This is a genomic window from Rhizobium sp. ARZ01 (genome assembly GCF_014851675.1).
Lineage (GTDB): Bacteria > Pseudomonadota > Alphaproteobacteria > Rhizobiales > Rhizobiaceae > Mycoplana.
Map to the genome: position 1 here is coordinate 2734369 of NZ_JACVAE010000001.1, position 23150 is coordinate 2757518.

Annotated in this window: 17 protein-coding genes; 10 read left to right on the forward strand and 7 right to left on the reverse strand. The window is 61.0% G+C overall.

The genetic code is table 11. From position 1 onward, the window contains the following. Window positions 1–209 precede the first annotated feature (209 nt). Both dgoD and IB238_RS12980 read right to left on the reverse strand, forming a co-directional pair. A complete protein-coding gene (gene dgoD / locus IB238_RS12975; RefSeq protein ID WP_192246812.1) occupies window positions 210–1358 on the reverse strand; it encodes a galactonate dehydratase in 1149 nt (382 codons plus the stop codon). 63 nt (window positions 1359–1421) lie between these two features. Next, window positions 1422–2198: a FadR/GntR family transcriptional regulator gene (locus IB238_RS12980; RefSeq protein ID WP_192246814.1), complete on the reverse strand. Its 777-nt coding sequence runs from the start codon at window positions 2196–2198 to the stop codon at window positions 1422–1424. Window positions 2199–2387: 189 nt separating this feature from the next. On the opposite strand from IB238_RS12980, the gene IB238_RS12985 reads away from it, so the two are divergent. Then, a complete protein-coding gene (locus IB238_RS12985) occupies window positions 2388–3917 on the forward strand; it encodes an altronate dehydratase family protein (RefSeq protein WP_246723541.1) in 1530 nt (509 codons plus the stop codon). 201 nt (window positions 3918–4118) lie between these two features. Next, entirely contained in the window at window positions 4119–4385 is a 267-nt protein-coding gene (locus tag IB238_RS12990; protein WP_192246816.1) for a hypothetical protein, read from the forward strand. A 176-nt stretch (window positions 4386–4561) separates the two neighbouring features. Here IB238_RS12990 and IB238_RS12995 read toward each other — a convergent pair whose 3' ends face one another. Continuing rightward, window positions 4562–6241 (reverse strand): arylsulfatase, encoded by a 1680-nt coding sequence (locus tag IB238_RS12995; RefSeq protein ID WP_192246818.1) that lies wholly within the window; start codon window positions 6239–6241, stop codon window positions 4562–4564. A gap of 909 nt (window positions 6242–7150) precedes the next feature. Between IB238_RS12995 and IB238_RS13000 the strand changes: the two genes are divergently transcribed. Both IB238_RS13000 and IB238_RS13005 read left to right on the forward strand, forming a co-directional pair. After that, a complete protein-coding gene (locus tag IB238_RS13000) occupies window positions 7151–7681 on the forward strand; it encodes a YcnI family protein (protein WP_192246820.1) in 531 nt (176 codons plus the stop codon). A 100-nt stretch (window positions 7682–7781) separates the two neighbouring features. Then, window positions 7782–9329, forward strand: coding sequence for a copper resistance CopC/CopD family protein (locus tag IB238_RS13005; protein ID WP_192246822.1), 1548 nt, complete (start codon window positions 7782–7784; stop codon window positions 9327–9329). 69 nt (window positions 9330–9398) lie between these two features. Here the strand turns inward: IB238_RS13005 and IB238_RS13010 are convergent, their stop codons facing one another. Next, window positions 9399–10412, reverse strand: a complete 1014-nt coding sequence (locus IB238_RS13010; RefSeq protein WP_192246824.1) for a GntR family transcriptional regulator — start codon at window positions 10410–10412, stop codon at window positions 9399–9401. Window positions 10413–10651: 239 nt separating this feature from the next. On the opposite strand from IB238_RS13010, the gene ilvD reads away from it, so the two are divergent. Then, window positions 10652–12487, forward strand: coding sequence for a dihydroxy-acid dehydratase (gene ilvD, locus IB238_RS13015; protein WP_192246826.1), 1836 nt, complete (start codon window positions 10652–10654; stop codon window positions 12485–12487). Between the two features lie 243 nt (window positions 12488–12730). Here ilvD and IB238_RS13020 read toward each other — a convergent pair whose 3' ends face one another. From IB238_RS13020 to IB238_RS13030, 3 genes are all read right to left on the reverse strand, one after another. Further along, window positions 12731–13657: a glycosyltransferase family 92 protein gene (locus IB238_RS13020; RefSeq protein ID WP_192246827.1), complete on the reverse strand. Its 927-nt coding sequence runs from the start codon at window positions 13655–13657 to the stop codon at window positions 12731–12733. A 281-nt stretch (window positions 13658–13938) separates the two neighbouring features. Beyond that, window positions 13939–14343, reverse strand: coding sequence for a hypothetical protein (locus tag IB238_RS13025; protein WP_348648232.1), 405 nt, complete (start codon window positions 14341–14343; stop codon window positions 13939–13941). A 41-nt stretch (window positions 14344–14384) separates the two neighbouring features. After that, window positions 14385–14828, reverse strand: a complete 444-nt coding sequence (locus tag IB238_RS13030; RefSeq protein ID WP_246723542.1) for a MarR family transcriptional regulator — start codon at window positions 14826–14828, stop codon at window positions 14385–14387. A 287-nt stretch (window positions 14829–15115) separates the two neighbouring features. Between IB238_RS13030 and IB238_RS13035 the strand changes: the two genes are divergently transcribed. From IB238_RS13035 to glgB, 5 genes are all read left to right on the forward strand, one after another. Then, a complete protein-coding gene (locus IB238_RS13035; protein ID WP_192246833.1) occupies window positions 15116–15844 on the forward strand; it encodes a thioredoxin family protein in 729 nt (242 codons plus the stop codon). Between the two features lie 106 nt (window positions 15845–15950). Beyond that, window positions 15951–16715: a VOC family protein gene (locus IB238_RS13040; protein ID WP_192246835.1), complete on the forward strand. Its 765-nt coding sequence runs from the start codon at window positions 15951–15953 to the stop codon at window positions 16713–16715. Between the two features lie 303 nt (window positions 16716–17018). Then, window positions 17019–18263, forward strand: a complete 1245-nt coding sequence (locus IB238_RS13045; RefSeq protein WP_192246836.1) for a pilus assembly protein — start codon at window positions 17019–17021, stop codon at window positions 18261–18263. A 201-nt stretch (window positions 18264–18464) separates the two neighbouring features. Further along, window positions 18465–20927 (forward strand): glycogen/starch/alpha-glucan phosphorylase, encoded by a 2463-nt coding sequence (locus tag IB238_RS13050; RefSeq protein ID WP_192246838.1) that lies wholly within the window; start codon window positions 18465–18467, stop codon window positions 20925–20927. Continuing rightward, on the forward strand, window positions 20927–23131 hold the full coding sequence (gene glgB / locus IB238_RS13055; RefSeq protein WP_192246840.1) for a 1,4-alpha-glucan branching protein GlgB: 2205 nt from the start codon (window positions 20927–20929) through the stop codon (window positions 23129–23131). The genes IB238_RS13050 and glgB overlap by 1 nt, the downstream gene beginning before the upstream one ends. Window positions 23132–23150 lie beyond the last annotated feature (19 nt).

A 23150-nucleotide genomic window follows, 5' to 3' on the forward strand; every position in this document is an offset into this window, starting at 1 on the left:
CGCCCCTCCCCGAAACGAGTCCGCCTGCAAGCTCCCCGCAAGACGGCCCGCTTTTCTTAGGAAAGGTTTAACCAGCAAAATCGAGGCAGGCAATCGGTTATCGTAAGCAAACAGCGTCGAGCAGGTACGCAAGCCGGGAATTGCGACCCAGGCGCCACAGATGATTGCGGGGCACAAGGCCATGCCCCACAAAGGTCATCTCTTCGCTCTTACCACTCCGCGACGCTACCGTCGGCGTGGCGCCAGACCGGGTTGCGCCAGCGGTGTCCTTCCTTGGCGCGCTCGATCACATAAGCCTCGTCCACCTCGATGCCGAGACCGGGACCCTGCGGGATTGAAACGAAGCCGTCCGCATAGTGAAACACCTCCTTGTTGGAGATGTAGTCGAGGATATCATTGCCCTGGTTGTAGTGGATACCGAGGCTCTGCTCCTGGATGAAGGCATTGTGGGAGACAGCATCGACCTGCAGGCACGCGGCAAGCGCAATCGGCCCGAGCGGGCAATGCGGTGCCAGCGCCACGTCATAGGCCTCGGCCATCGCGGCGATCTTGCGGCATTCGGTGATGCCGCCGGCGTGGCTGAGGTCCGGCTGGATGATGTCGACATAGCCGTCCGACAGCACAGACTTAAAATCCCAGCGCGAATAAAGGCGTTCGCCGAGCGCGATCGGCGTCGAGCAGTGGTTGGCGATCTCCTTCAGTGTCTCGCGATTCTCGGAGAGCACCGGCTCCTCGATGAACATCAGCTTGTAAGGCTCGAGTTCCTTCGCCAGCACCTTTGCCATCGGCTTGTGCACGCGGCCGTGGAAGTCGACACCGATGCCGATATGCGGGCCGATCGCCTCGCGGATGGTGGCGATTGTCTCCACCGCCTTCTCCACCTTGTCCCAGGCATCGACGATCTGCATCTCCTCGCAGCCGTTGAGCTTGATCGCCTTGAACCCGCGGGCAACGACCTCCCTGGCGTTGTTGGCGACGTCGGAGGGGCGGTCGCCGCCGATCCAGGAATAGACCTTGATGCGGTCGCGGCACTGGCCGCCGAGCAACTGGTGGATCGGCTGGCCATAGGCCTTGCCCTTGATGTCCCACAGCGCCTGGTCGATGCCGGCAAGTGCGGACATGTGGACCGCACCGCCGCGATAGAAGCCGCCGCGATACATCACCTGCCAGTGGTCCTCGATCAGCATCGGGTCCCTGCCGACGAGATAGTCGGCGAGCTCGTGCACGGCGGCTTCCACCGTCAGCGCCCTGCCCTCGACGACTGGCTCGCCCCAGCCGACGATGCCTTCATCGGTCTCGATTTTCAGAAACAGCCAGCGCGGCGGAACGACAAAGGTGGTGAGCTTGGTGATCTTCATGGTCTTCAGGTCCGTTTGGAGATGATCTTCGTGATTGGGAGCGAGGTGGGCCAACCGTTGCGGTCAGGGTGTGTCCGCCTGGCCGCGCTTTCGCATCGCCGGCGCGAGGTCGCGCGCGGCATGGTCGAGCATCCTGTGCGCGCAGGCACGCGCGGTGTGCCCATCGCGCATGCGCAGCGCTTCGACGAGTTCGCGGTGGATGGCGAGCGCCTCGTCGCGCTTGTCGACGGCCTCGTTGGAGCGATGCAACGAGTACATCAGCGCCGCGTGGATGATGGAGGAAAGCTGGCGAAAAACCTGGTTGTGGCTGGCTTTCAGCAGGATCTCATGAAATTGCACGTCGGCACGGGTAAAGGCCTCCGTATTCCGGCCTGCATTGCGCATCCGGGCCCAGGCGTTCTCCAGATCGGCGATCTCCTGAACAGTCGCGCGCTCGGCGGCAAGCTCAGCCGCGACCGGCTCGACCGTGCGCCGTGTCTCCAGGATACAGCCGAGCAGGTCGAGGTCCTGTATGCGCGGCCCCATCCATTCAAGGATCTGCGGATCGAGGATGTTCCATTCCTCCTTCTCGCACACCACCGTGCCGATGCGCGGGCGGCCGTAGACCAGCCCCTTGGCCGCAAGGACCTTCAGTGATTCCCGGATGACCGTGCGACTGACCCCGTAGAGCTCACAAAGGTCGTTTTCCGTCGGAAGCACGCTGCCGACGGGATAGTGCTCGGAACAGATGTCGAGACCAATGGCGGCAATAACGCTCTTCTGCACGCGCGGCCGTTTGGACTGCTGCGCCTCGCCCGCCGCCTTACCCTCGCCGCCACCTTGTCCGCTCGTCGTGTCCATCCCGCTTCCGCCGGCTTGTTCGCTTCGGTCGCATCCTGTCAGAGCTTTATTCATCATACAATATCCACCCAATGTATGATGAATAAAGCCGAATGGGGTTCCGGGGTGAGCTTGCGGTGCATTCAATCATAATTGACTTTTGCCGACATTGTGCATAATGCGCTCATCCCGTGCCGCAGGAGTTCAGCCATGCTTGCCGAAATGCCAGCCGCCCTCGTCCTCAATCCGAAAGACAATGTCGGTGTGGTTCCTGCCAATCTCGACGCAGGGCGCCCGCTGGTGAACGGTGCCGTCGCGGCTGAGCGCATACCACGCGGCCACAAGGTGGCGCTGGCGCCGATCGCCGAGGGGGCACCGGTGCTGAAATACGGCCAGATCATCGGCTATGCGACGCGGGCGATCATGCCCGGTGAGCACGTCCACCTGCAGAATCTTGCGATCCACGACGTCGCACAGAAGCATGAATTCTGCGTCGACAATGCCCCACCGGTCATGGTCCCGGAAGCCGAGCGCCGCACCTTCGACGGCTATGACCGCGGCAACGGCCGCATCGGCACGCGCAACTACATCGGCATCCTCTCCACCGTGAACTGTTCCGCCACCGTCTCGCGCTACGTCGCCGAGCACTATGCGCGAAAGTTCCGCGAGGCCGGCCACAACAACATCGACGGCGTCGTCGCGCTGACCTATGGCGGCGGCTGCGCGCTGAACCTGAAATCCGAAGGCGGCCGCATCCTCACCCGCACGTTCAAGGGCTATGCGAGAAACCCGAATTTCGGCGGCATCCTGATGATCGGACTCGGCTGCGAAACGTTCCAGTACGGCCCGCTGGTCGAGGAAGCGGGACTGAAGGAAGGCAAGACCTTCCGCACCATGATGATCCAGAACCACGGCGGCACGCGCAAGACGATCGAGGCGGCCTGCGAGATGATCGACGACATGCTGCCGGACGTAGGCGCCATCCGCCGCACGCCGCAGCCGCTCTCCGGCATCAAGCTGGCGCTCGAATGCGGCGGCTCGGATGGCTATTCCGGCATTTCCGCCAATCCGGCGCTCGGCATCGCCTCTGATATGCTGGTGAAGGAAGGCGCGACGACCGTGCTCTCCGAAACGCCGGAGATTTACGGCGCCGAGCACCTTTTAACCCGTCGCGCCGCGCGGCCGGAAGTCGCCGAGAAACTGCTGTCGCGCATTGACTGGTGGCGCGAATACACGGCCAAGAACGACGCCGAACTGAACAACAACCCCTCGCACGGCAACAAGGCGGGCGGGCTGACGACGATCCTGGAAAAGTCGCTTGGCGCGGTCGCCAAAGGCGGCTCGATGCCGCTGAATGCCGTCTATGAGTATGCGGAAGAAGTAAAGGAAAGCGGCTTCGTCTTCATGGACACGCCCGGTTACGACCCCGCCGCCGTCACCGGCCAGATCGCCGGCGGCTGCAACCTCGTCGCCTTCACCACTGGCCGCGGCTCAGTCTCCGGCTACAAGCCGGCCCCGTGCATCAAGATCGCCACCAACACGCCGATGTACGAGCACATCAAGGAAGACATGGACATCAACTGCGGCACAATCGTCGACGGCACCGAGACGATCGAGCAGGCCGGCCGCCGCATCTTCGACTTCGTCATCGAGACCGCGTCGGGCCGGAAGACGGCGAGCGAGGCGTTTGACTATGGCGACAACGAATTCGTGCCCTGGCAGGTGGGGGCGATTACGTGAGGGGGTGGGCGGCAATGCCAGAGCGCTACTGCAGCCCCCGGCCAAACATCAGCCTACGAATATGCAGCCAAGCTCAAATCGCCCCGCCCGCCGGCGGCGTACTTGACAGTCCAGATGGTACGGCGTTCCGTGGATCGACGTGGTAGGAATTTGGCACGCTCGGCTGATGCCTGCCTTCCACGTCACAAGAGGGAGGAAGCGATGCCGACGATCATTGCCCACCACAACATCACAAAGGGCACGGAACATTGGCTCAACTCGCCGAAGCGCACCGAGCTTTTTGGTCAACTTGGCATAAAGAGCATTCGAACGTTTGTTGATCCGCAGGATCCGACCCGGGTTGCCATTCTCATGGACGTCCCGGACATGGACGCCCTCGCAAAGGCCATGCAGAGCGAGGCTGCGGCCGATGCGATGGCTTTTGACGGCGTGGTGCCGGACTCCCTGGTGATCCTGGTCGAGTCGTGAGGTCTTTGCTGGTTTGGTGCTGCGATCTTCGCGGTCTCAAGTCCACATCCGCACAGAACCGGGCGGCTGATGATGCTGGCGCATCGCGCGGGCGCTTCGGTTTTTAGCCCCGAAGCATCCCCCAAGGAAATCTGTAGGATGCAGGTGGCTGAACGGCCACCCGCATCTCCGGTCTGCTAATTCCCCGGCTTATTCTTGATTGCGGCATCGATCTGCTTCTTCACAGCATCAAGATTGAAGGACGCCGGATCTTGCATCGGCGGATAGTCGACCGCCGTAAGAGCGAGCTTGGCAACCTCTTGCTGCACGCTCACAAACCGCCAAAACTCGCGAGCGAAAAAATCATTCATGTATCCCCCGCCCAGATCATTGAGGCTCTGCTGAGCAATGGAGGGAGTCCGTTCAAACGGATCCTGCCGGATGTTGACCATTGTGGGCATGTCCGTCGTCACCTTCTGTCCCGGCCAGCCCTGTGGCTGCTGGTAGAACTGGAACTTGAAGTTGTCGATCCGCACCGCGCCCAATTGCGGGCCACCGAAGTAGAAGAATTCATGCCGGGCTGACGGCCCGTTTCCCATCAACAGATCCATCTGGTTGTAACCGTCGAGATGGTTCTTGTAGGTCCGGTCGCCAAGCTGCACGCCCTTGAGCAATTGCTGCGCGATGTTCGGGTTGCCGCCGGCGGCAACAAGCGTCGGGAACCAATCGAGCGCTGAGAAGATCCCGTTCTCGACCGTGCCGGCCTTGACCTTGCCCGGCCAGCGGATAATCGCCGGAGCCCGGAAGCCGCCCTCCATGACGGTGCCCTTGGTGCCCTTGAACGGCGTCATGCCGCCATCGGGCCAGGTGAACACCTCGGCGCCGTTGTCGGTGGTGAAGATGACGATGGTGTTGTCGGTCTCGCCGGCGTCGTCGATGCAGTTCAGGATGGCACCGACGCTATCGTCGAGTTGTGCCATGCCGGCTTCCTCAAGCCCGTAGTTGGTGTCGCTGTTCATGAGAGCCTGGTACTTCGGTGACAGGAAGGTCCAGACGTGCATGCGCGTCGTATTGTGCCACACGAAGAAGGGCTTGCCGGCCGTCTTCGCCTTGTCCATGAAATCGCACGAAGCCTTCACCAGCACTTCGTCGAAGGTGCCCATGTCGTATTTTGCCTTGGGCGTGATGTCGTGCATGTTCGGCACGTTGGTCATGTCCGGATACGGCGCGAGCGGCCCCTCGTCGATAATCCGCTGCTTGCCGATCTTGCCCCAGCGCGGCATCTCGGTCGTGTCATCGGTGTCCGTTGCATAGCTGTGCACCAGGTTTCTGGGCCCAACCTTGTCACGATACGACTGGTCGTTCGGGAACGAATACCAGTAGGGGTCCGACATCGCGTCGAGGTGATAGAGGTAACCGAAGAACTCGTCGAAGCCGTGCAGCGTCGGCAGGTACTTGTTGAGGTCGCCGAGGTGGTTCTTGCCGAACTGCCCGGTCGCGTACCCCTGTTCTTTCAGGGCAGAGGCGATGGTTGCCGCCTTGTCCGGCATCCCGACATCCGCGCCGGCCTGTCCGACCGTCGTCAATCCTGTCCGCAAAGGTATTTCACCGGTAATGAAACTTGCACGGCCGGCCGTGCAACTCGCCTCCGCGTAGTAGTCGGTAAACATCAATCCTTCCGAGGCCAACCGGTCGAGGTTCGGCGTCTTTCCGGACATGATGCCGCGGTGGTAGGCGCCGATGTTGAACCACCCGATGTCGTCGCCCATGATGACAACGATGTTCGGCTTAGGTTCTTGAGCGGGCGCTGGCGTGTTCAAGGCAAAGGCGAATGTGGATGATAACAGTCCAAAGCAAATATTACGCAAGGCACTCATGTTTTCACCCTCCTCAAAGGTTCGCATACGCATGGTGTCTTGCGCATGCCAAAGAACGCGAAATGAAGAGAAACTGTGGAATGCTGAGTCCGCTTAGGTCCGCTCCTGCGGTAGCCGAACTTTACTGCTCCGGCACAGCGTATTTACCATGAAACCCTGCCCGACAGCCAGCGCCCCGTGCATGACGCGAGGTAAATGACCGCATTCGGGAGCACGCGGAAACCATACCGGGAGGGCAAAGCTGAACGATAACAACGCTTGCGAACGGGAACGCCTCCAAGAGAATCCGCTGAAACAGCGTTGAACGTTGGTGCGCGTTTTCCCGATTATGTTTGATCAAGAGCATGTTCAATTCGATTATTAGAAGATAGACAAGCGATCAAACGGAGCAATCATGCAACACCTGCGAAACGGAAAGAGTATCTGGCTGGCGCTTGTCGCAGCGCTCTTTCTTGTCTTGCAGATTGCCAACGGGGCGGGTGCGGCCAATCAAGTCGCCTTGGATGCCTACGGCAATCCTTTGTGTGTCAACAGCTCGGACCACCACACCGAAAATACTGCTCCCTCTTCCGACCACTCCGGAACGCTAAAGTGCTGCACACTCGCTTGTGGCGCATTTGCAGACATCGCCTTCTCGGGAAGGCTGACCTATGCGTTTGAGAGATTGCTCTCCGGTCACAGCGAACTGATTGTCACACGAGCGGACCTTCAACTCCGTCAGCTCGACGAATTCCAGGGAAGCCCACGAGCGCCTCCCCGACTGAGCTGAGAACACGCGACTGCTCGTCAATCCCCATTCATATCCGGACAGACCGCCCGACACCTCTCAGGCGAAGATGCCGGCATTTTATCAGGCCCCGCGCCGTCAGATCATCGCCAGCTGAAGCAGCAGGCGACATGGAGAAACAAATGTTCAAGAAGTTCATCGCGACCGCAACCATCCTGGCGCTCGGAAGCAGCGCAGCGCTGGCGCACGTTTCCTTGCAGGTCAAAGAAGCGCCGGTCGGCGCAAGCTACAAGGCAATCCTGCAGGTGCCGCATGGTTGCGAGGGTAAACCCACCACGACGGTTCGCATTCAGATCCCCGAGGGCGTCATTGCAATCAAACCGCAACCGAAGGCCGGCTGGACCCTGGAGAAGGTGAAGGGGTCATATGCAAAGTCCTATGACTACTACGGCACTCCGACCAGCGAAGGCGTGAAGGAAGTCATCTGGAGCGGCGGCAGCCTCGCCGACGACGAGTATGACGAGTTCGCACTGCGGGTCTTTCTGACAACCGACCTGAAAGCAGGTGAGACCCTGTATTTCCCGGTTGTACAGGAGTGCCCGGATGGCATGGCTGAACGGTGGATTGAAATTCCGGCGGCCGGTCAATCTGCCGACGATCTCGAATTGCCGGCTCCGGGGTTGAAACTGCTTGAAAAAGCCTCCGGACATTGAGCCAATGAGCCGACGTCCGCGTTGGCTTTCAATCTCACATCGGGACTAGGCAGTGAGCAAGGTCAGAACCATCCAATCTGCTTTCATTGGTCGAGCAGCGATGGCTGTCCTGGCCTTGCTCTTCCTGGCAACGACGGCCCTGGCCCACGCTTCGTTGACGGCCAGCGAACCGCGCGACGGTGCCGTAATCGCAACAGCCCCGGCAAAGTTCGCGCTGTCATTCAGCGAGCCGGTGTCGCCGTTGGCATTGAGACTGATCGAGCCGGATGGTTCGCCGGTCGAACTCGAGCGATTCAAACTCCGTGATCGTACCGTTGAAATAGAGCTGCCGCCCGACCTTTCCGCCGGCACGCACGTGCTTACGTGGCGCGTTGTCTCTGAAGACGGGCATCCGGTGGGTGGCTCGGTGGTTTTCTCCGTCGGCGCGCCCAGCAAGTCCGCTCCTGATGCGGCAACGGTCGACTGGACGGTAAGGGCCGCCATCTGGGTGAGCCGCATCGCCATGTATGCTGGGCTGTTCTTCGGCATTGGTGGCGTCTTCGCCGCCAACTGGCTCCTTCGCGATGCGCGGGTGGCGCGCCGATTCAACGCTGCAATGCTCGGGACCGGACTTGTCGGGACCGCGCTTTCCGCCGGACTGCAAGGACTGGATGCGCTGGGCAGGCCGCTACCCTACCTCCTCGATCCGCTGGTGTGGTCGACTGGACTGTCAACGAGCTTCGGGAGAACCGTGCTCGCCATGACCGTGGCGCTTGTACTGGCAGCATTTTCACTGCATCCGCGCCTGGCGAGAGGAACGTCACTCCTTGCGCTGGTCACAGGTTCGCTGGCTTTGTCGCTCAGCGGACATGCCAGTGCCGCTGAACCGCAATGGCTGATGCGGCCGAGCGTTTTTCTCCATGCGTTGGCCATTTCGATCTGGGTCGGAGCCTTGGTGCCGCTTGCCAAAGCGCTTCACGCCGGTCATCCGGCTGGGGCCAAGGCCCTCCATCGCTTCTCCGCACTCATCCCTTCAGTAGTTTCAATTCTCGTGGTTGCGGGCATCGCACTCGCAGTCGTGCAGGTGGGAGGACTGCCGGCCCTTTTCAGCACAGCCTATGGCTATGCGCTTCTCGTCAAGCTTGCTCTGGCGATGCTTCTTTTCGCACTGGCAGCATTCAATCGATGGGCACTGACGGGTCACGCCGAAGCCGGTGACAAAAGCGCGGTCCGGGCGCTTGTGCGTTCGATCACCGCTGAAATTCTTCTGGTGCTAATGGTACTCGGCGTGGCAGCGGCGTGGCGCTTCACCCCGCCACCACGAACGCTTGCAATTGCGGCGGCTCAACCTGCATCGGTCCATCTGCATGGTAGCCGGGCAATGGCGGAAGTGACGATTGCCCGTGGACAGGCTGAAGCGGCGGAAGCTTCTGCCTTCGTGATGGGTGCTGACTTCGCCCCGCTCGACGCGAAGGAGGTCACTTTCGTCTTCGCCAATCCCTCGGTCGGCATCGAGCAAATCAAACGGAAGGCACGCAAGCTACCGAACGGGTCATGGGACGTCTCCGATCTCCTCCTGCCGCTTCCCGGTGTGTGGAGAATTCGGCTGGACATACTGATCAGTGATTTCGAGATCGAGCGAATTGAAAGTGAGATCGATATCAAATAGCTGAGGGCCACCACCTGCTAGGTTCGCCTCAAACCGGCGCCATGCCCGCACCTTCCTTCGCCACGTTGCTCAGTGCCCGATATCGTGGGCATACACCGGAACTTCCGGCCGATGCGTGCGGCGAAACTCCGCCACCCGCCCGATCACCTTCGGCAGCGAGATCGCGATGTGGTGGCGCAGCGCCTCCGCCGTCCGATCGATGTCGCCGGCTTCGAGGGCTGCAAACACCACCAGATGCTCCGCAATGAACGGCTCGTCCCTCGGCATGACATGCGAGACGCCCATGATGTGCTTGCTGACGTTGAGCATGAATCGGGCGCGGCGCAGCGCGATCAGGACCTCGCGGTTGGGGCAATGGCCGAGAAGGGTGATGTGCAGGTCGGTCTCCATGCCGTCCATCTCCTCGATCGACAGATCGGGGTAGCCGGCAAGCGCGCGCTTGAGGCGGTCGGTCATCGCCGCCCGCTCGTCCGGCGAGATGAAGGGGAATGCCTGCCTCAACGCCACCGGCTCCAGCGCCACGCGGATGTCGTGCAGGTCGCGCATGCGCTTTTCGTCGAGCGGCACCACCGTCCAGCGCATCCGCTCGTCCTTCTCGACGATGCCGAGGCTTTCGAGCCTTGTCAGCGCATCGCGCGCCACCTGCCGGCCGACACCCTTGGCGCGCGCCAGTTCCACCTCGTTGATGCGGTGGCGGCCGAAGACGGAGAGATGCACCATCTCCCGCTCCAGCCCCTCATAGATCCCCTCCCAGGCCGGCGCCTTGCGCAGCGTCTGCGCCTCCTCGCCATCACCGAACATGTCTGGTGTCAGCATCAGTCGCAGCGGCGCCCCCCTGCCCTGCCCGACGACGAAGCCGCGCCCCTCGAAGCGGCGGATTGCGCCGGCCGCTTCGAGCAATGCAAAGGCCTGGCGAACCGGCGTGCGCGTCGAGGAAAAGATGCCGGCGACATGGCCTTCGAGCAGCAGCGCGCCCTTCGGCAGGCGACCGGCGGCGATCGCCTCGGCAAGCGCGTCACGGATGCGCAAATAGAGCGGGCTGCTTTCGGCCGCGTCCGCGATATCCGCCCGTTTCCTTGCCATCTTCACCCAACCTCGTTGCGCGGCGCACAGTCTCACAAATGCATCCTGTCGACAACGATCATTGATCCGCCCGCAGCGACAGGAAATTCCGCGTTTGACCGCAAATAATGTCATTCCTTTCGTGACGCGGCGGGGGATTTGAGGTAGGGAACCCCTGACAACGGCAGGAATGGCGTAAGTCGCACCGCATAGCCATGCCCGACAGCCATTCCGTGCCCCTTGGAAGTGAGGAACCATCGATGCCAGCCTATCGCTCCCGAACCACCACCCACGGCCGCAACATGGCCGGTGCCCGCGGCCTTTGGCGCGCGACCGGCATGAAGGATTCGGATTTCGGCAAGCCGATTATCGCGGTGGTGAACTCGTTTACTCAGTTCGTGCCCGGCCACGTGCACCTGAAAGACCTCGGCCAGTTGGTCGCCCGCGAGATCGAGGCGGCCGGGGGCGTCGCCAAGGAATTCAACACGATCGCCGTCGACGACGGCATCGCCATGGGCCATGACGGCATGCTCTATTCGCTGCCGAGCCGCGAGATCATCGCCGACTCGGTCGAATACATGGTCAATGCGCATTGCGCCGACGCCATGGTCTGCATCTCCAACTGCGACAAGATCACGCCCGGCATGCTGAATGCCGCCATGCGCCTCAACATCCCGTCCGTCTTCGTCTCCGGCGGTCCGATGGAGGCCGGCAAGGTCGTGCTGCACGGCAAGACGCATGCGCTCGACCTCGTCGATGCAATGGTCGCAGCCGCCGACGACACGATGTCCGACGAAGACGTCAAGGCTATCGAACGCTCCGCCTGCCCGACCTGCGGCTCGTGCTCGGGCATGTTCACCGCCAACTCGATGAACTGTCTGACCGAAGCGCTCGGCCTGTCGCTCCCCGGCAACGGCTCGACGCTCGCCACCCATGGCGACCGCAAGCGCCTGTTCGTCGAAGCCGGCCACCTGATCGTCGATCTCGCCCGCCGTTACTACGAGCAGGAAGACGAGAGCGTGCTGCCGCGCAACGTCGCCAACCGCAAGGCCTTCGAGAACGCGATGTCCCTGGATATTGCTATGGGCGGCTCGACCAACACCGTGCTGCACATCCTGGCTGCGGCCTATGAAGGCGGGATCGACTTCACCCTGGACGACATCAACAACCTCTCCCGCAAGGTACCCTGCCTCTCCAAGGTCGCCCCTGCGAAGGCCGACGTGCACATGGAAGACGTCCACCGCGCCGGCGGCATCATGCGCATCCTTGGCGAGCTCGACCGTGGCGGCCTGATCCATCGCGGCAGCCCGACCGTGCACGCCGCAACGCTTGGCGATGCCATCGACCGCTGGGACATCACCCGCACCAACAGCGAAACGGTCCGCACCTTCTTCCGCGCCGCCCCCGGCGGTATCCCGACCCAGGTAGCCTTCTCGCAGGAAGCGCGCTGGGACGAGCTCGACACTGACGGCGAAAACGGCGTGATCCGCTCGGTCGAGCACCCCTTCTCCAAGGACGGCGGCCTTGCAGTCTTGAAGGGCAACATCGCGCTCGACGGCTGCATCGTGAAGACGGCCGGCGTCGATGAATCGATCCTGAAGTTCACCGGCCCCGCCGTCGTCTTCGAAAGCCAGGATGCGGCGGTCAAAGGCATTCTCGGCGGCGAAGTGAAGGCCGGCGATGTCGTCGTCATCCGCTACGAGGGCCCGAAGGGCGGTCCCGGCATGCAGGAAATGCTCTATCCGACGAGCTACCTGAAGTCGAAGGGTCTCGGCAAGGCCTGCGCGCTCGTCACCGACGGCCGCTTCTCCGGCGGCACCTCGGGGCTGTCGATCGGCCACGCTTCACCGGAAGCCGCCCAGGGTGGCGCGATCGGCTTGGTGCGCCAGGGCGATATCATCGAGATCGACATCCCGAACCGCACGATCAATCTTGCTGTGTCGGAAGCCGAACTCGCTGCCCGCCGCACCGAACAGGACAAGCTCGGCTGGAAGCCGGCGCAGCCGCGCAAGCGCAACGTCACCACCGCGCTAAAGGCTTACGCCGCCTTTGCCTCATCCGCCGATCTCGGCGCGGTGCGCATCCTGCCGGAATAGGCGTCGCTGCGATTTCAGACCGCTTTGGGGGGCAGCTGATGAGAACTCAGCTGCCCTCAGGCCGCTGAAGAACCGCCAATCTTCATGAATTGCCATTTTTTTCCGTCACCCCGGACTTGATCCGGGGGTCCAGCAGCACCGCGTCTGCGGTAAGAGTCTTTTGTGCTCAAGGACTTGAGCACTGGATGCCGATCAGGTCCGGCATGACGGAGCCATTGAAGCCGCCCGCAGCGCAGGAGACCTTCAGCCCGCGCCTCTCTCAAGCATGATCCCGTGGCGACCGACGAAATCCACCATCGCGCGGTCCTCGACCTGGGACAGCTGGATGTTTCGGATCGTGGTGGTCATCCGCTCGGTGATCACTTGGTGGGTCAGCGTATAGATCGCCCCGCGCGCCAGCTTTGCCGCAAATTCCTCTTCCGACTTGCTGTAGTAGTGGTTCAGCTGCAGAAAGCTGTTGGAGTAGAAGCCCGGCTGTTCGCGATCCTTGCCCGCCGCCCGCCTGCCGGCGTCATTGCAGCTTACGTTGCCGTATGATCGCGTCTGGAAGCTGTGAACACTGGCCTGAGTCACTTCGCACGGATCGACAATGCATTTGAAGTTGCTCGCATGCTTCAGCCGGCTCATCGGATCGGCGCTACGCATCGTGTAGCTCATGGCAACCGGCGCATCCGGCTTCGTCGTGTGCCCGCTGGTGCCGAACATGTGCCACGGCAAGGAGACATTCGGAAAGCCGCCGGTCGCGGCGAGCGCTTCCTCGATGGTCGACCCTTGTCGCGGCAGCAGGAATTCATCGGCGTCGATGAAGGCCATGTACCGATATTTGCCGCCGTAACTCTGTATGGCGTGGGCGAAGGCTACGACCTGCCAGTCGATTAGCCGGTTCAGCTTCGAGGCGACCACCCCACCGGCCCATGGCAGAAGGGTGAAGGCTTCAGGGGGCAGGGTGCGGCGGATTTCAGCCACCGTTTCGTCCGTCGACCCGTGATCGTAGAGGATGAAATGGCGGATGCCGACCGCCCGGTGGAAGCGCAGCCATTCGGCAATATACGCTTCCTCGTTCTTGACACAGGCCACGATGGCGATGCCATGCCGGCCGGGCCTCGGAGTCGGGGGATTGAGCGAAAGAGCGATGATGCCTTTCTTCTTCCTCCAAGGGAGCCACTTCATGCCTTGGCCTCGGCGGACGGCTGTAGGCTGCCCGCGCAATTCGACGAGCATATGCATTCAAAATTCATGGTTACCTGAGAAAATGTTGTTGGCCGAATTGGATTGCATCAGCGGTCAAGAGGAATACGGCCCTCGTGCCTGAAGTCGCCTTCCCGGTTGATTGATCCGGCATTTCAACCGCACCGTCAATCATTTCCGTGCCGTTTGAGTCGCCGCCGCGGGTGCCGGGCTGCGCCTGGGTCGAAATAACCATATATGCAAGCGCGACCTGCGCGATCCGTTTAAGCAGCAGATCTGCGCCTGAGCCGCAACCCGTCACGAAAATTCAGGGTCAGAAGGACTATGTTCAGCGCGCCGGCGCAAAGCTCCAGCACCTGCACGGCGTAGAAAGTTGAGCCGAAGTCGGCGCTGACGGCCAACTGTCGCAAAAACAGCGCACAGGGGACAAGCACAAGCATCCCGTTGAGCGCAATGATCGGCATGCGCCTGCGCTTGGCGACCACGGCCGGATGCTTCCATTTCGCCCCGAGGCGAAAGCCGCTGAAGCCTGTCAGCGCAAGTGCCGGGATCAGCACCAGCAATCCCCATGGAATTGTGCGTTTAACAGATTGGACAATTTCCAAGGTTCCCAAGCTTTCGGCCAGCACTGTCGACAGCCAAAAGGAGAGGATCGTCGCAAGTGCCAAGGCACCTGCAATCGGGTGGAGCTTTTTCATCGCTGATGTCCTTATGCAGATCTGGCGGATGGACGATTGGCGCCCAGTTCTGCGATTAGCTGTGAAAGACTACCGATTGCCGCCTCCATCTGTGCGGCATCCATGTCGGTCGCCAGTTCTGAGGCAAGGCCATTCCAGCGATCAATGATCGCCGCATAGGCATTCTCGCCTGGCACTGTCAGGCGTACCAGCCTCGAGCGCTTGTGATGCGGATTGTCTTCGACCGCGATCATGCCCTGCCGCGCAAGTTCGTCGATCAACCGCTGAACCGCCTGGCGCGTCAGCCCCATATTGCGCGCGATCTGCGGGACGGTAAGTGGCAGGCCGGCGAGCGCCACAGCACCCATTACCTGCCAGCGCGCGCTGGACAGACCGAAGGGAGCGGTCAGCAGATCGCCAGCAGCGATCAGCGCGCCGTTGGCGCGAAAGACCGTCAAAGCGAGTGTCGTCAGCATATTCGATTTGCTACTCATAATGACAATATATTGTCATGATGACATGATATTGTCAATATGAGCGAGCGTACGCGTACTGGCCCACATCTCGCGAGCCATATCAGCTACAGTTTCCCGTTGTGTGCCGATGTCCCGTGACCGGATTTTTTTCGCCGGAACGTCGGAACAATGCCTTGTACTTCGTCTTCAGGCAGAGGGGTCCACTTTTGACACGGGCGAAGAACGTTGATATCAACCAATTCAGTCGGAATGCCCCGTGATAGACCCGTGATAGAGGAGTTACGAGCATGAGACCAAACCACGAAGTCGTCTCCCAGGAGGAGTGGCTGAAGGCACGTACGGCCCTTCTGTCCCTCGAGAAGGAAGAGACCAAACTGCGCGACAAGGTGCGCGCCGAACGACTGACGCTGCCCTGGGTCAAGGTCGACAAGAGCTATACCTTTGACACGCCCACCGGAAAGAAGTCGTTGGCCGATCTGTTCGACGGTCGCAGCCAGTTGATGATCTACCACTTCATGTTCGGCCCGGACTGGGAAGCAGGCTGCCCCGGCTGCTCCTTCGTGGCCGATCATATCGACGGCATGCTGCCGCACCTGAACCATCACGACGTCACCTTTATCTGCGTTTCCCGCGCGCCGCTGGACAAGATCGAGGTCTACAAGAAGCGGATGGGCTGGAAGTTCCCGTGGTACTCGTCCTACGGCAGCGACTTCAACTTCGACTACCACGTCTCCTTTACCAAGGAGGCGCTTGCGCGCGGCAAGGTCAATTACAACTACCGTGAAACCGCATCGGAAGACGCCCATGACGAACTGCCCGGCATGAGCGCTTTCAGCCGCGATGAGGACGGCAACGTCTATCATACCTATTCCGAGTACGCCCGCGGCGGCGAGGAGATCCTGAGCACCCTGATGGTCCTAGACCGCGCACCGAAGGGGCGCAACGAAACCGGCACCCTGAGTTTCGTCAAGCGGCATGACGAATACGAAGATGGTCCCAAGGCGCACTGCAGCTAATCGAATGAGTGCCTGATCCGGCTGTCGTCTGCCCATGGTTGACTACAGCCGGTGCCGTTCTACCTACACCCTGTCCCTTACGATTTGATCCAACCTGGAGGAAGCCATGTCCAACCAAGGAAAATTCGTCTGGTATGAGCTGATGACTTCGGACACCGCGGCGGCCGAGCGCTTCTACAAGTCCGTCGTCGGCTGGGCCGCCAAGGATGCCGGCATGCCGGACATGACGTACACGATCTTCTCTGCCGGTGATCGGATGGTCGCCGGCCTCATGACGATGCCACAAGAGGCCGAGGGAATGCCGCCAGGCTGGATCGGCTACATCTACGCCGATAACGTCAATGCGACCGCGAAGGAGGTTGCTGCGAAGGGCGGCAAGGTGCATCGCCAGCCGGACGACATTCCGGGCGTCGGCCGATTTGCCGTGGTCGGCGATCCGACCGGTGCGGTATTCTGCCTGTTCAGCTCGACCGGCGAAGAGGGATCGGACGTGGATCGGCAGGCGCCGGGCCAGGTGGGCTGGCACGAACTAATGGCCGGCGACCTGAACACTGCCTGGACCTTCTATGCGTCGCTCTTCGGCTGGGAAAAGGACCAGGCGCTCGACATGGGCGAAATGGGCACCTACCAGCTCTTTAAGATCAACGGCCAGACGACAGGCGGCATGATGACGAAGCCGAAGGACCTGCCGGCACCGCCCTATTGGGGCTACTACTTCAACGTCGAGGCGATCGATGCCGCCATCGAGCGTGTCAATGCCGGCGGCGGCAAGGTCGTCATGGGGCCGATGGAGGTTCCCGGCGGGAGCTGGATCATCAACGGTGTCGACCCTCAGGGCGCACACTTCTCGCTGGTCGCGCCGAAGCGCTAGGTCATTGGGCCCAGGAGCTAACAACCTGATCTCGCCCCTCGATGGTGGCCCGAGCCATCACGAGGGGCGCTGCGCATGTCGATCCGAATCGGTTGCCAACATCCGAAGACAACAAAGACGGCATCCGGCAGTTGCGCCGCATTTCATGGCGGTGTCCCGTTTCCATACAGGGAGGCGCGCGTACAAAAGCCTGCAATTCCAGCATCGATACGCTTTCGATCAAATTGTAAGGACTACCGAAACGGGAAAATAATTTTTCCACGCTACCGTCAGCCCAACATTATGATGATGGGGTGGCGACAGATGAAACTGGCAACGGAAAAGCAGGGTATCCTTTCCCGCCTGGCAAGGGACCGTCGTGGTAACTTTGGCTTCATGACAGCGATCTTGCTGCCGGTGCTCCTGGGCGCCGGCGGCATCTCGATCGATGTTACGAAAATGATGATGGTGAAGACACGGCTGCAGGATGCAGTCGATTCAGCCGCATTGGCGGCCGCTTCGGCATTGGCGGACAATCGTGACACGAACGTCAGTGAAGACGACAAGATTAAAGCAGCCAAGTTGTTGGCTCTGGAATTCCTGCAGACGCAGCTAAACGACGGCAGCCTCTTGGGCGAGGAAGCCGCGACCGAGGAACAGAAGCAGGAACAGAAACTCGCGCTTGCATCGGCTACCACCATAGAAATCCCGCCCCCCGTTAAGAGTGGAACGGGCAAGACGTTCGTGGTGAACATCTCGACCAGCACCACCATGGCCCTGAACCCGCTTACACGCCTCCTCGTCAAGGACAAGGCGACGCTAAAAGCGAGCACAAAGGCAGAGAGCGCAAGAGAGCTGGGCTCGATTTCAATGTATCTGGTGCTGGACAAGTCCGGATCGATGAAGGCACCAACCGACCAGCTGAAGGATGAGGACGAAAAGGACACGCTGAGTTGTGACAAATATAATGACAATGGCCAGCGAATCGCGACCAATCAGATACCATGCTACTTCCAGAAGATAGAATACTTAAAGGTGTCAGCGCGCGGCATGTTCAATTATTTCAGGACGCTGGAAAACTACGATAAATTCGTCCGCGTTGGCACGGTATCTTACAACAATAAAATGGGTAAGGCATACAACCTGTCCTGGGGCGTAAATGACGCCGAGACACAGGTAGACGGGCTTGTAGCCGGAGACGGAACCAGCTCAACCGCCGCGATGCAAAAAGCCTATGACAAATTGAAGGATCCGCTCGAGGACAAAGCGCACATCGACAGAGGCCATGCCGCACCAACAAAATACATAGTGTTCATGACTGACGGCAACAACAACAACAGCTATGACGACGTCAAAACCGCGCAAATCTGCGAGGATGCGAAGAATATAGACAAGATATATATCTTCACAATTGCATTCATGGCTCCGGAGAACGGCCGAATATTGCTTGAAAATTGCTCGAAAGGGAATGGAAAACATTTCGCGCCGACCGATAGCGAAGGACTGCAGAAAGCCTTCATCGAGATTGGCGAAAAGGCCGCCGAGGGAATGGCCCGCCTGACGCAGTAGCAGTCGAAGACTTCGCCGGACGTCAACAAACCCGTCGTGCCTCGCGCGGCGGGTTTGGCTATTTTCTGCTCTTCGCCCTGCACCCACCGCATGGCTCCTTTCCCGAAAGCCCGTATTGCAAGCGCTTCGGATAGATGCAAAATTGTGGCAGAGGCCGGGTCCGACGGCTGTCGAATGCAATGAGGGGGATCGTTACCGCCCATGATGAACAGGGTCTCATCCAGCGATATCCCCGCCCCCGCGCTTCGCTCCACCGAGCCGTCGCAGCTTGCCACCGAACTTCTGGAACGCCTGAAATACCGTATCGGCAAGGATCCGAAGGTGGCCAAGCCGCATGACTGGCTGACCGCCGCGATCCTCGTTGCGCGCGACCGCATCACCGACAAGTGGATGGATTCGACCCGGCGCACCTATGCCACCGGGTCAAAGCGCGTCTACTATATGTCGCTGGAGTTCCTGATCGGCCGGCTGATGCGCGACGCCATGACCAATATCGGCCTGATGGACGAGATGCGCGAAGCGCTCGCCTCGCTCGGCGTCGATATCGACGTGATCGCCGAACTGGAACCGGATGCGGCACTTGGCAATGGCGGTCTCGGCCGGCTTGCGGCCTGCTTTATTGAATCCATGGCCACGACCGATGTGCCTGCCTATGGCTACGGTATCCGCTACGTCCATGGCCTCTTTCGCCAGCAGCTTGCCGACGGATGGCAGGTGGAACTTCCGGAAACCTGGCTGGCACACGGCAACCCCTGGGAATTCGAGCGGCGCGAAAGCTCCTACGAGATCGGTTTCGGCGGTGCGGTGGAAACGCTCGACCTCGGCGAAGGCAGGCAGCGCTTCGTCTGGAAGCCCGCCGAGCGCGTGATCGCCACCGCCTACGACACGCCTGCCGTCGGCTGGCGCGCCAGGCGGGTCAACACCCTGCGCCTTTGGTCCGCCTATCCGATCGATCCGATCCTGCTCGATGCCTTCAACGCCGGCGACCATATCGGCGCACTTCGGGAAAGCAACAAGGCCGAAAGCCTCACCCGCGTGCTCTATCCGGCCGATGCCACGCCGGCCGGCCAGGAACTGCGTCTGCGGCAGGAATTCTTCTTCTCCTCCGCTTCGCTGCAGGACATCCTGCGCCGCCATCTACAGCAATATCCGGATTTCACGTCGCTGCCCGATGCGGTCGCGATCCAGTTGAACGATACCCATCCGGCTGTCTCCGTCGCCGAACTGGTGCGCCTGCTGACTGACGTGCACGGGCTGGAATTCGACACCGCCTGGGATATCGCCCGCAAGACGTTCGCCTATACGAACCACACGCTCCTGCCCGAAGCGCTGGAAAGCTGGCCGGTACCGCTGTTCGAGCGGCTTTTGCCCCGTCACATGCAGATCGTCTATGCGATCAACGCCAAGATCCTGCTCGAAGCCCGCAAGGACCGCGGCTATGACGACCAGAAGATCCGCAACATCTCGCTGATCGAGGAAGGCGGGGAGCGGCGGGTGCGCATGGGCAATCTCGCCTTCGTCGGCTCGCATTCGGTCAATGGCGTCTCCGCGCTGCACACCGAACTGATGAAGGAAACGGTCTTTGCCGATCTTCACCACCTCTATCCGAGCCGCATCAACAACAAGACCAACGGGATCACGCCACGCCGCTGGCTGATGCAGTGTAATCCCGGCCTTTTCAACTTGATCCGCGAGTCGATCGGCACCTCCTTTGAGGATGATGCCGAACGGCTGAAGGCGCTCGACGTCTTCGCGGGTGACGCGGCGTTCCAGGAGCGCTTTGCCGCGATCAAGCGGGAGAACAAGGTCAAGCTCGCCCGTCTCGTGCAGGCCCGCCTCGGCGTGCGGCTCGATCCGGACGCGATGTTCGACATCCAGATCAAGCGCATCCACGAGTACAAGCGCCAGCTTCTCAACATCATCGAGGCGGTGGCGCTTTACGACCAGATCCGCTCGCGCCCCGAGCTGGACTGGGTTCCGCGCGTAAAGCTCTTCGCCGGCAAGGCGGCGCCGAGCTATCACAACGCCAAGTTGATCATCAAGCTCGCCAACGACGTGGCGCGGGTGATCAACAACGACCCGGCCGTGCGCGGCCTTCTCAAGGTGGTCTTTGTGCCGAACTACAACGTCTCGCTGGCCGAGATAATGGTTCCGGCCGCCGACCTGTCGGAGCAGATTTCGACCGCCGGGATGGAGGCGTCCGGCACCGGCAACATGAAGTTCGCCCTGAACGGCGCGCTGACCATCGGCACGCTCGACGGCGCCAATGTCGAGATGCGCGATCATGTCGGCGCGGACAACATCATCATCTTCGGCATGACGGCCGGCGAAGTGGCCCGCGTGCGCGCCGAGGGCCACAATCCTCGCGCCATCATCGAGAATTCGCCCGAGCTCTCCCAGGCGCTGCTGGCCATTTCGTCCGGCGTCTTCTCCCCCGACGATCGCAACCGCTTCGCCGGCCTCATCGACGGGCTCTACAATCACGACTGGTTCATGGTCGCGGCCGATTTCGATGCCTATGCAAAGGCGCAACGCGACGTGGACTGTCTCTGGAACGACAGAGCAAGCTGGAACGCCAAGGCCATCCGCAACACGGCACGCATGGGATGGTTCTCCTCCGACCGGACGATCCGTCAATACGCGACCGAGATCTGGGGCGTTTGATGGCGAAAAAGGACCCGCTGGAGAAGCAATCGACGGGTCTGGCGAAGGCCGATATCGAGTCCATTCTTGCAAGCCGCCATGCGGATCCCTTCTCGGTCCTGGGCGTCCAGCAGCTTGACGACAAGTTCGCTGCCCGCTGCTTCATTCCCTACGCCGAATCCGTCACAGCCGAGACAATCGCTGGCAAGGCTATCGGTGAGCTTTCCTGTCTGGATCCGGCTGGCTTCTTTGCAGGACCGATCTCCGTCCGCAAGCTGCAGCCGATCCGCTATCGCGCTCGCAATTCCGGTGGCGAGTGGGTTGTTGTCGACCCCTACTCGTTCGGACCGGTACTGGGACCGATGGACGACTACTATATCCGCGAAGGCTCGCATCTGCGGCTCTTCGACCGCATGGGCGCCCATCCGCTGACGCTCGAAGGTGTCGACGGCTTCCACTTCGCCGTCTGGGCGCCCAATGCCGAGCGCGTTTCCGTCGTCGGTGACTTCAACGAATGGGACGGCCGCCGCCACGTCATGCGCGCCCGACGCGACACCGGCATCTGGGAGATCTTCCTTCCTGGCGTGACTGCCGGCCAGGCCTACAAATACGAGATCGTCGGCAAGAACGGCGAATTGCTGCCGCTGAAAGCCGATCCATTCGCACGCCGATCGGAACTGCGGCCGCGGACCGCCTCGATGACAACAGGCGAGATCGAACAGGTGTGGGAGGACGACGCCCACCGCGCCTTCTGGTCGAAGGCCGATCCGCGCCGCCAGCCGATCTCCATCTACGAAGTGCATGCCGGTTCATGGCAACGGCGCGACAACGGCGAGATGCTGACGTGGGACGAGCTTGCCGACCGGCTGATCCCCTATTGTGTCGACATGGGCTTCACCCATATCGAATTCCTGCCGATCTCCGAATTTCCCTACGACCCATCCTGGGGCTACCAGACGACCGGCCTTTATGCGCCCACCGCCCGTTTCGGCGAACCGGAAGGTTTTGCCCGTTTCGTCAACGGTGCGCACAAGGTCGGTATCAGTGTCATCCTCGACTGGGTCCCGGCGCATTTTCCGACCGACGAGCACGGCCTGCGCTGGTTCGACGGCACCGCCCTCTACGAGCACGCCGACCCGCGCAAGGGTTTCCACCCCGACTGGAACACGGCGATCTACAATTTCGGCCGCCTCGAGGTTCTCGCCTTTCTCATCAACAACGCGCTGTATTGGGCGGAGAAATTTCATATCGACGGGCTGCGCGTCGACGCCGTCGCCTCGATGCTCTACCTCGACTATTCGCGCAAGCACGGCGAGTGGGTGCCGAACGAATATGGCGGCAACGAGAATCTCGAGGCCGTACGCTTCCTGCAGGAAATGAACGCCCACCTCTATGCTACCCAGCCGGGCGTGATGACGATCGCCGAGGAATCGACATCCTGGCCGAAAGTCTCCCATCCCGTACACGAGGGCGGCTTGGGTTTCGGCTTCAAGTGGAACATGGGCTTCATGCACGACACGCTGCAGTATCTCAAGCGCGAGCCTGTGCACCGGAAGTTCCACCACAACGACATGACGTTCGGGCTGCTCTATGCCTTTTCCGAGAACTTCGTGCTGCCGCTCTCCCATGACGAGGTCGTGCACGGCAAGGGCTCGCTGATCGCCAAGATGGCGGGCGACGATTGGCAGAAGTTCGCGACCTTGAGAGCCTATTACGCCTTTATGTGGGGCTATCCCGGCAAGAAACTGCTGTTCATGGGCCAGGAGTTTGCCCAGTGGCGGGAATGGGACGAGGACCGCGCGCTCGACTGGAACCTCCTCGAATACCCGCTGCACGAGGGCATGCGCCGGCTGGTTCGCGATCTCAACGGCACCTACCGGCGGAAGGCGGCGCTGCACGGGCGCGACTGCGAAGGCGAAGGCTTCGAATGGCTGCTCGCCGACGACCGCGACCATTCCGTATTCGCCTGGCTGCGTAAGGCGCCGGGCGAAAAGCTGATTGCGGTCATCACCAACTTCACGCCGGCCTATCGGGAAGACTATCGCGTTCCGCTACCGGTTGAAGGTCGATGGAAGGAGATTCTCAATACCGACGCCGAGATCTACGGTGGGTCGGGCAAGGGAAATGGAGGCGCCGTTCAGGCGACCCGGGATAACAAGGGGAACATTTCAGCTTCGGTGACGCTGCCGCCACTGGCGACGCTGATGCTGGAACAGGACGCATGAAATGACTGTCGGGAGGATT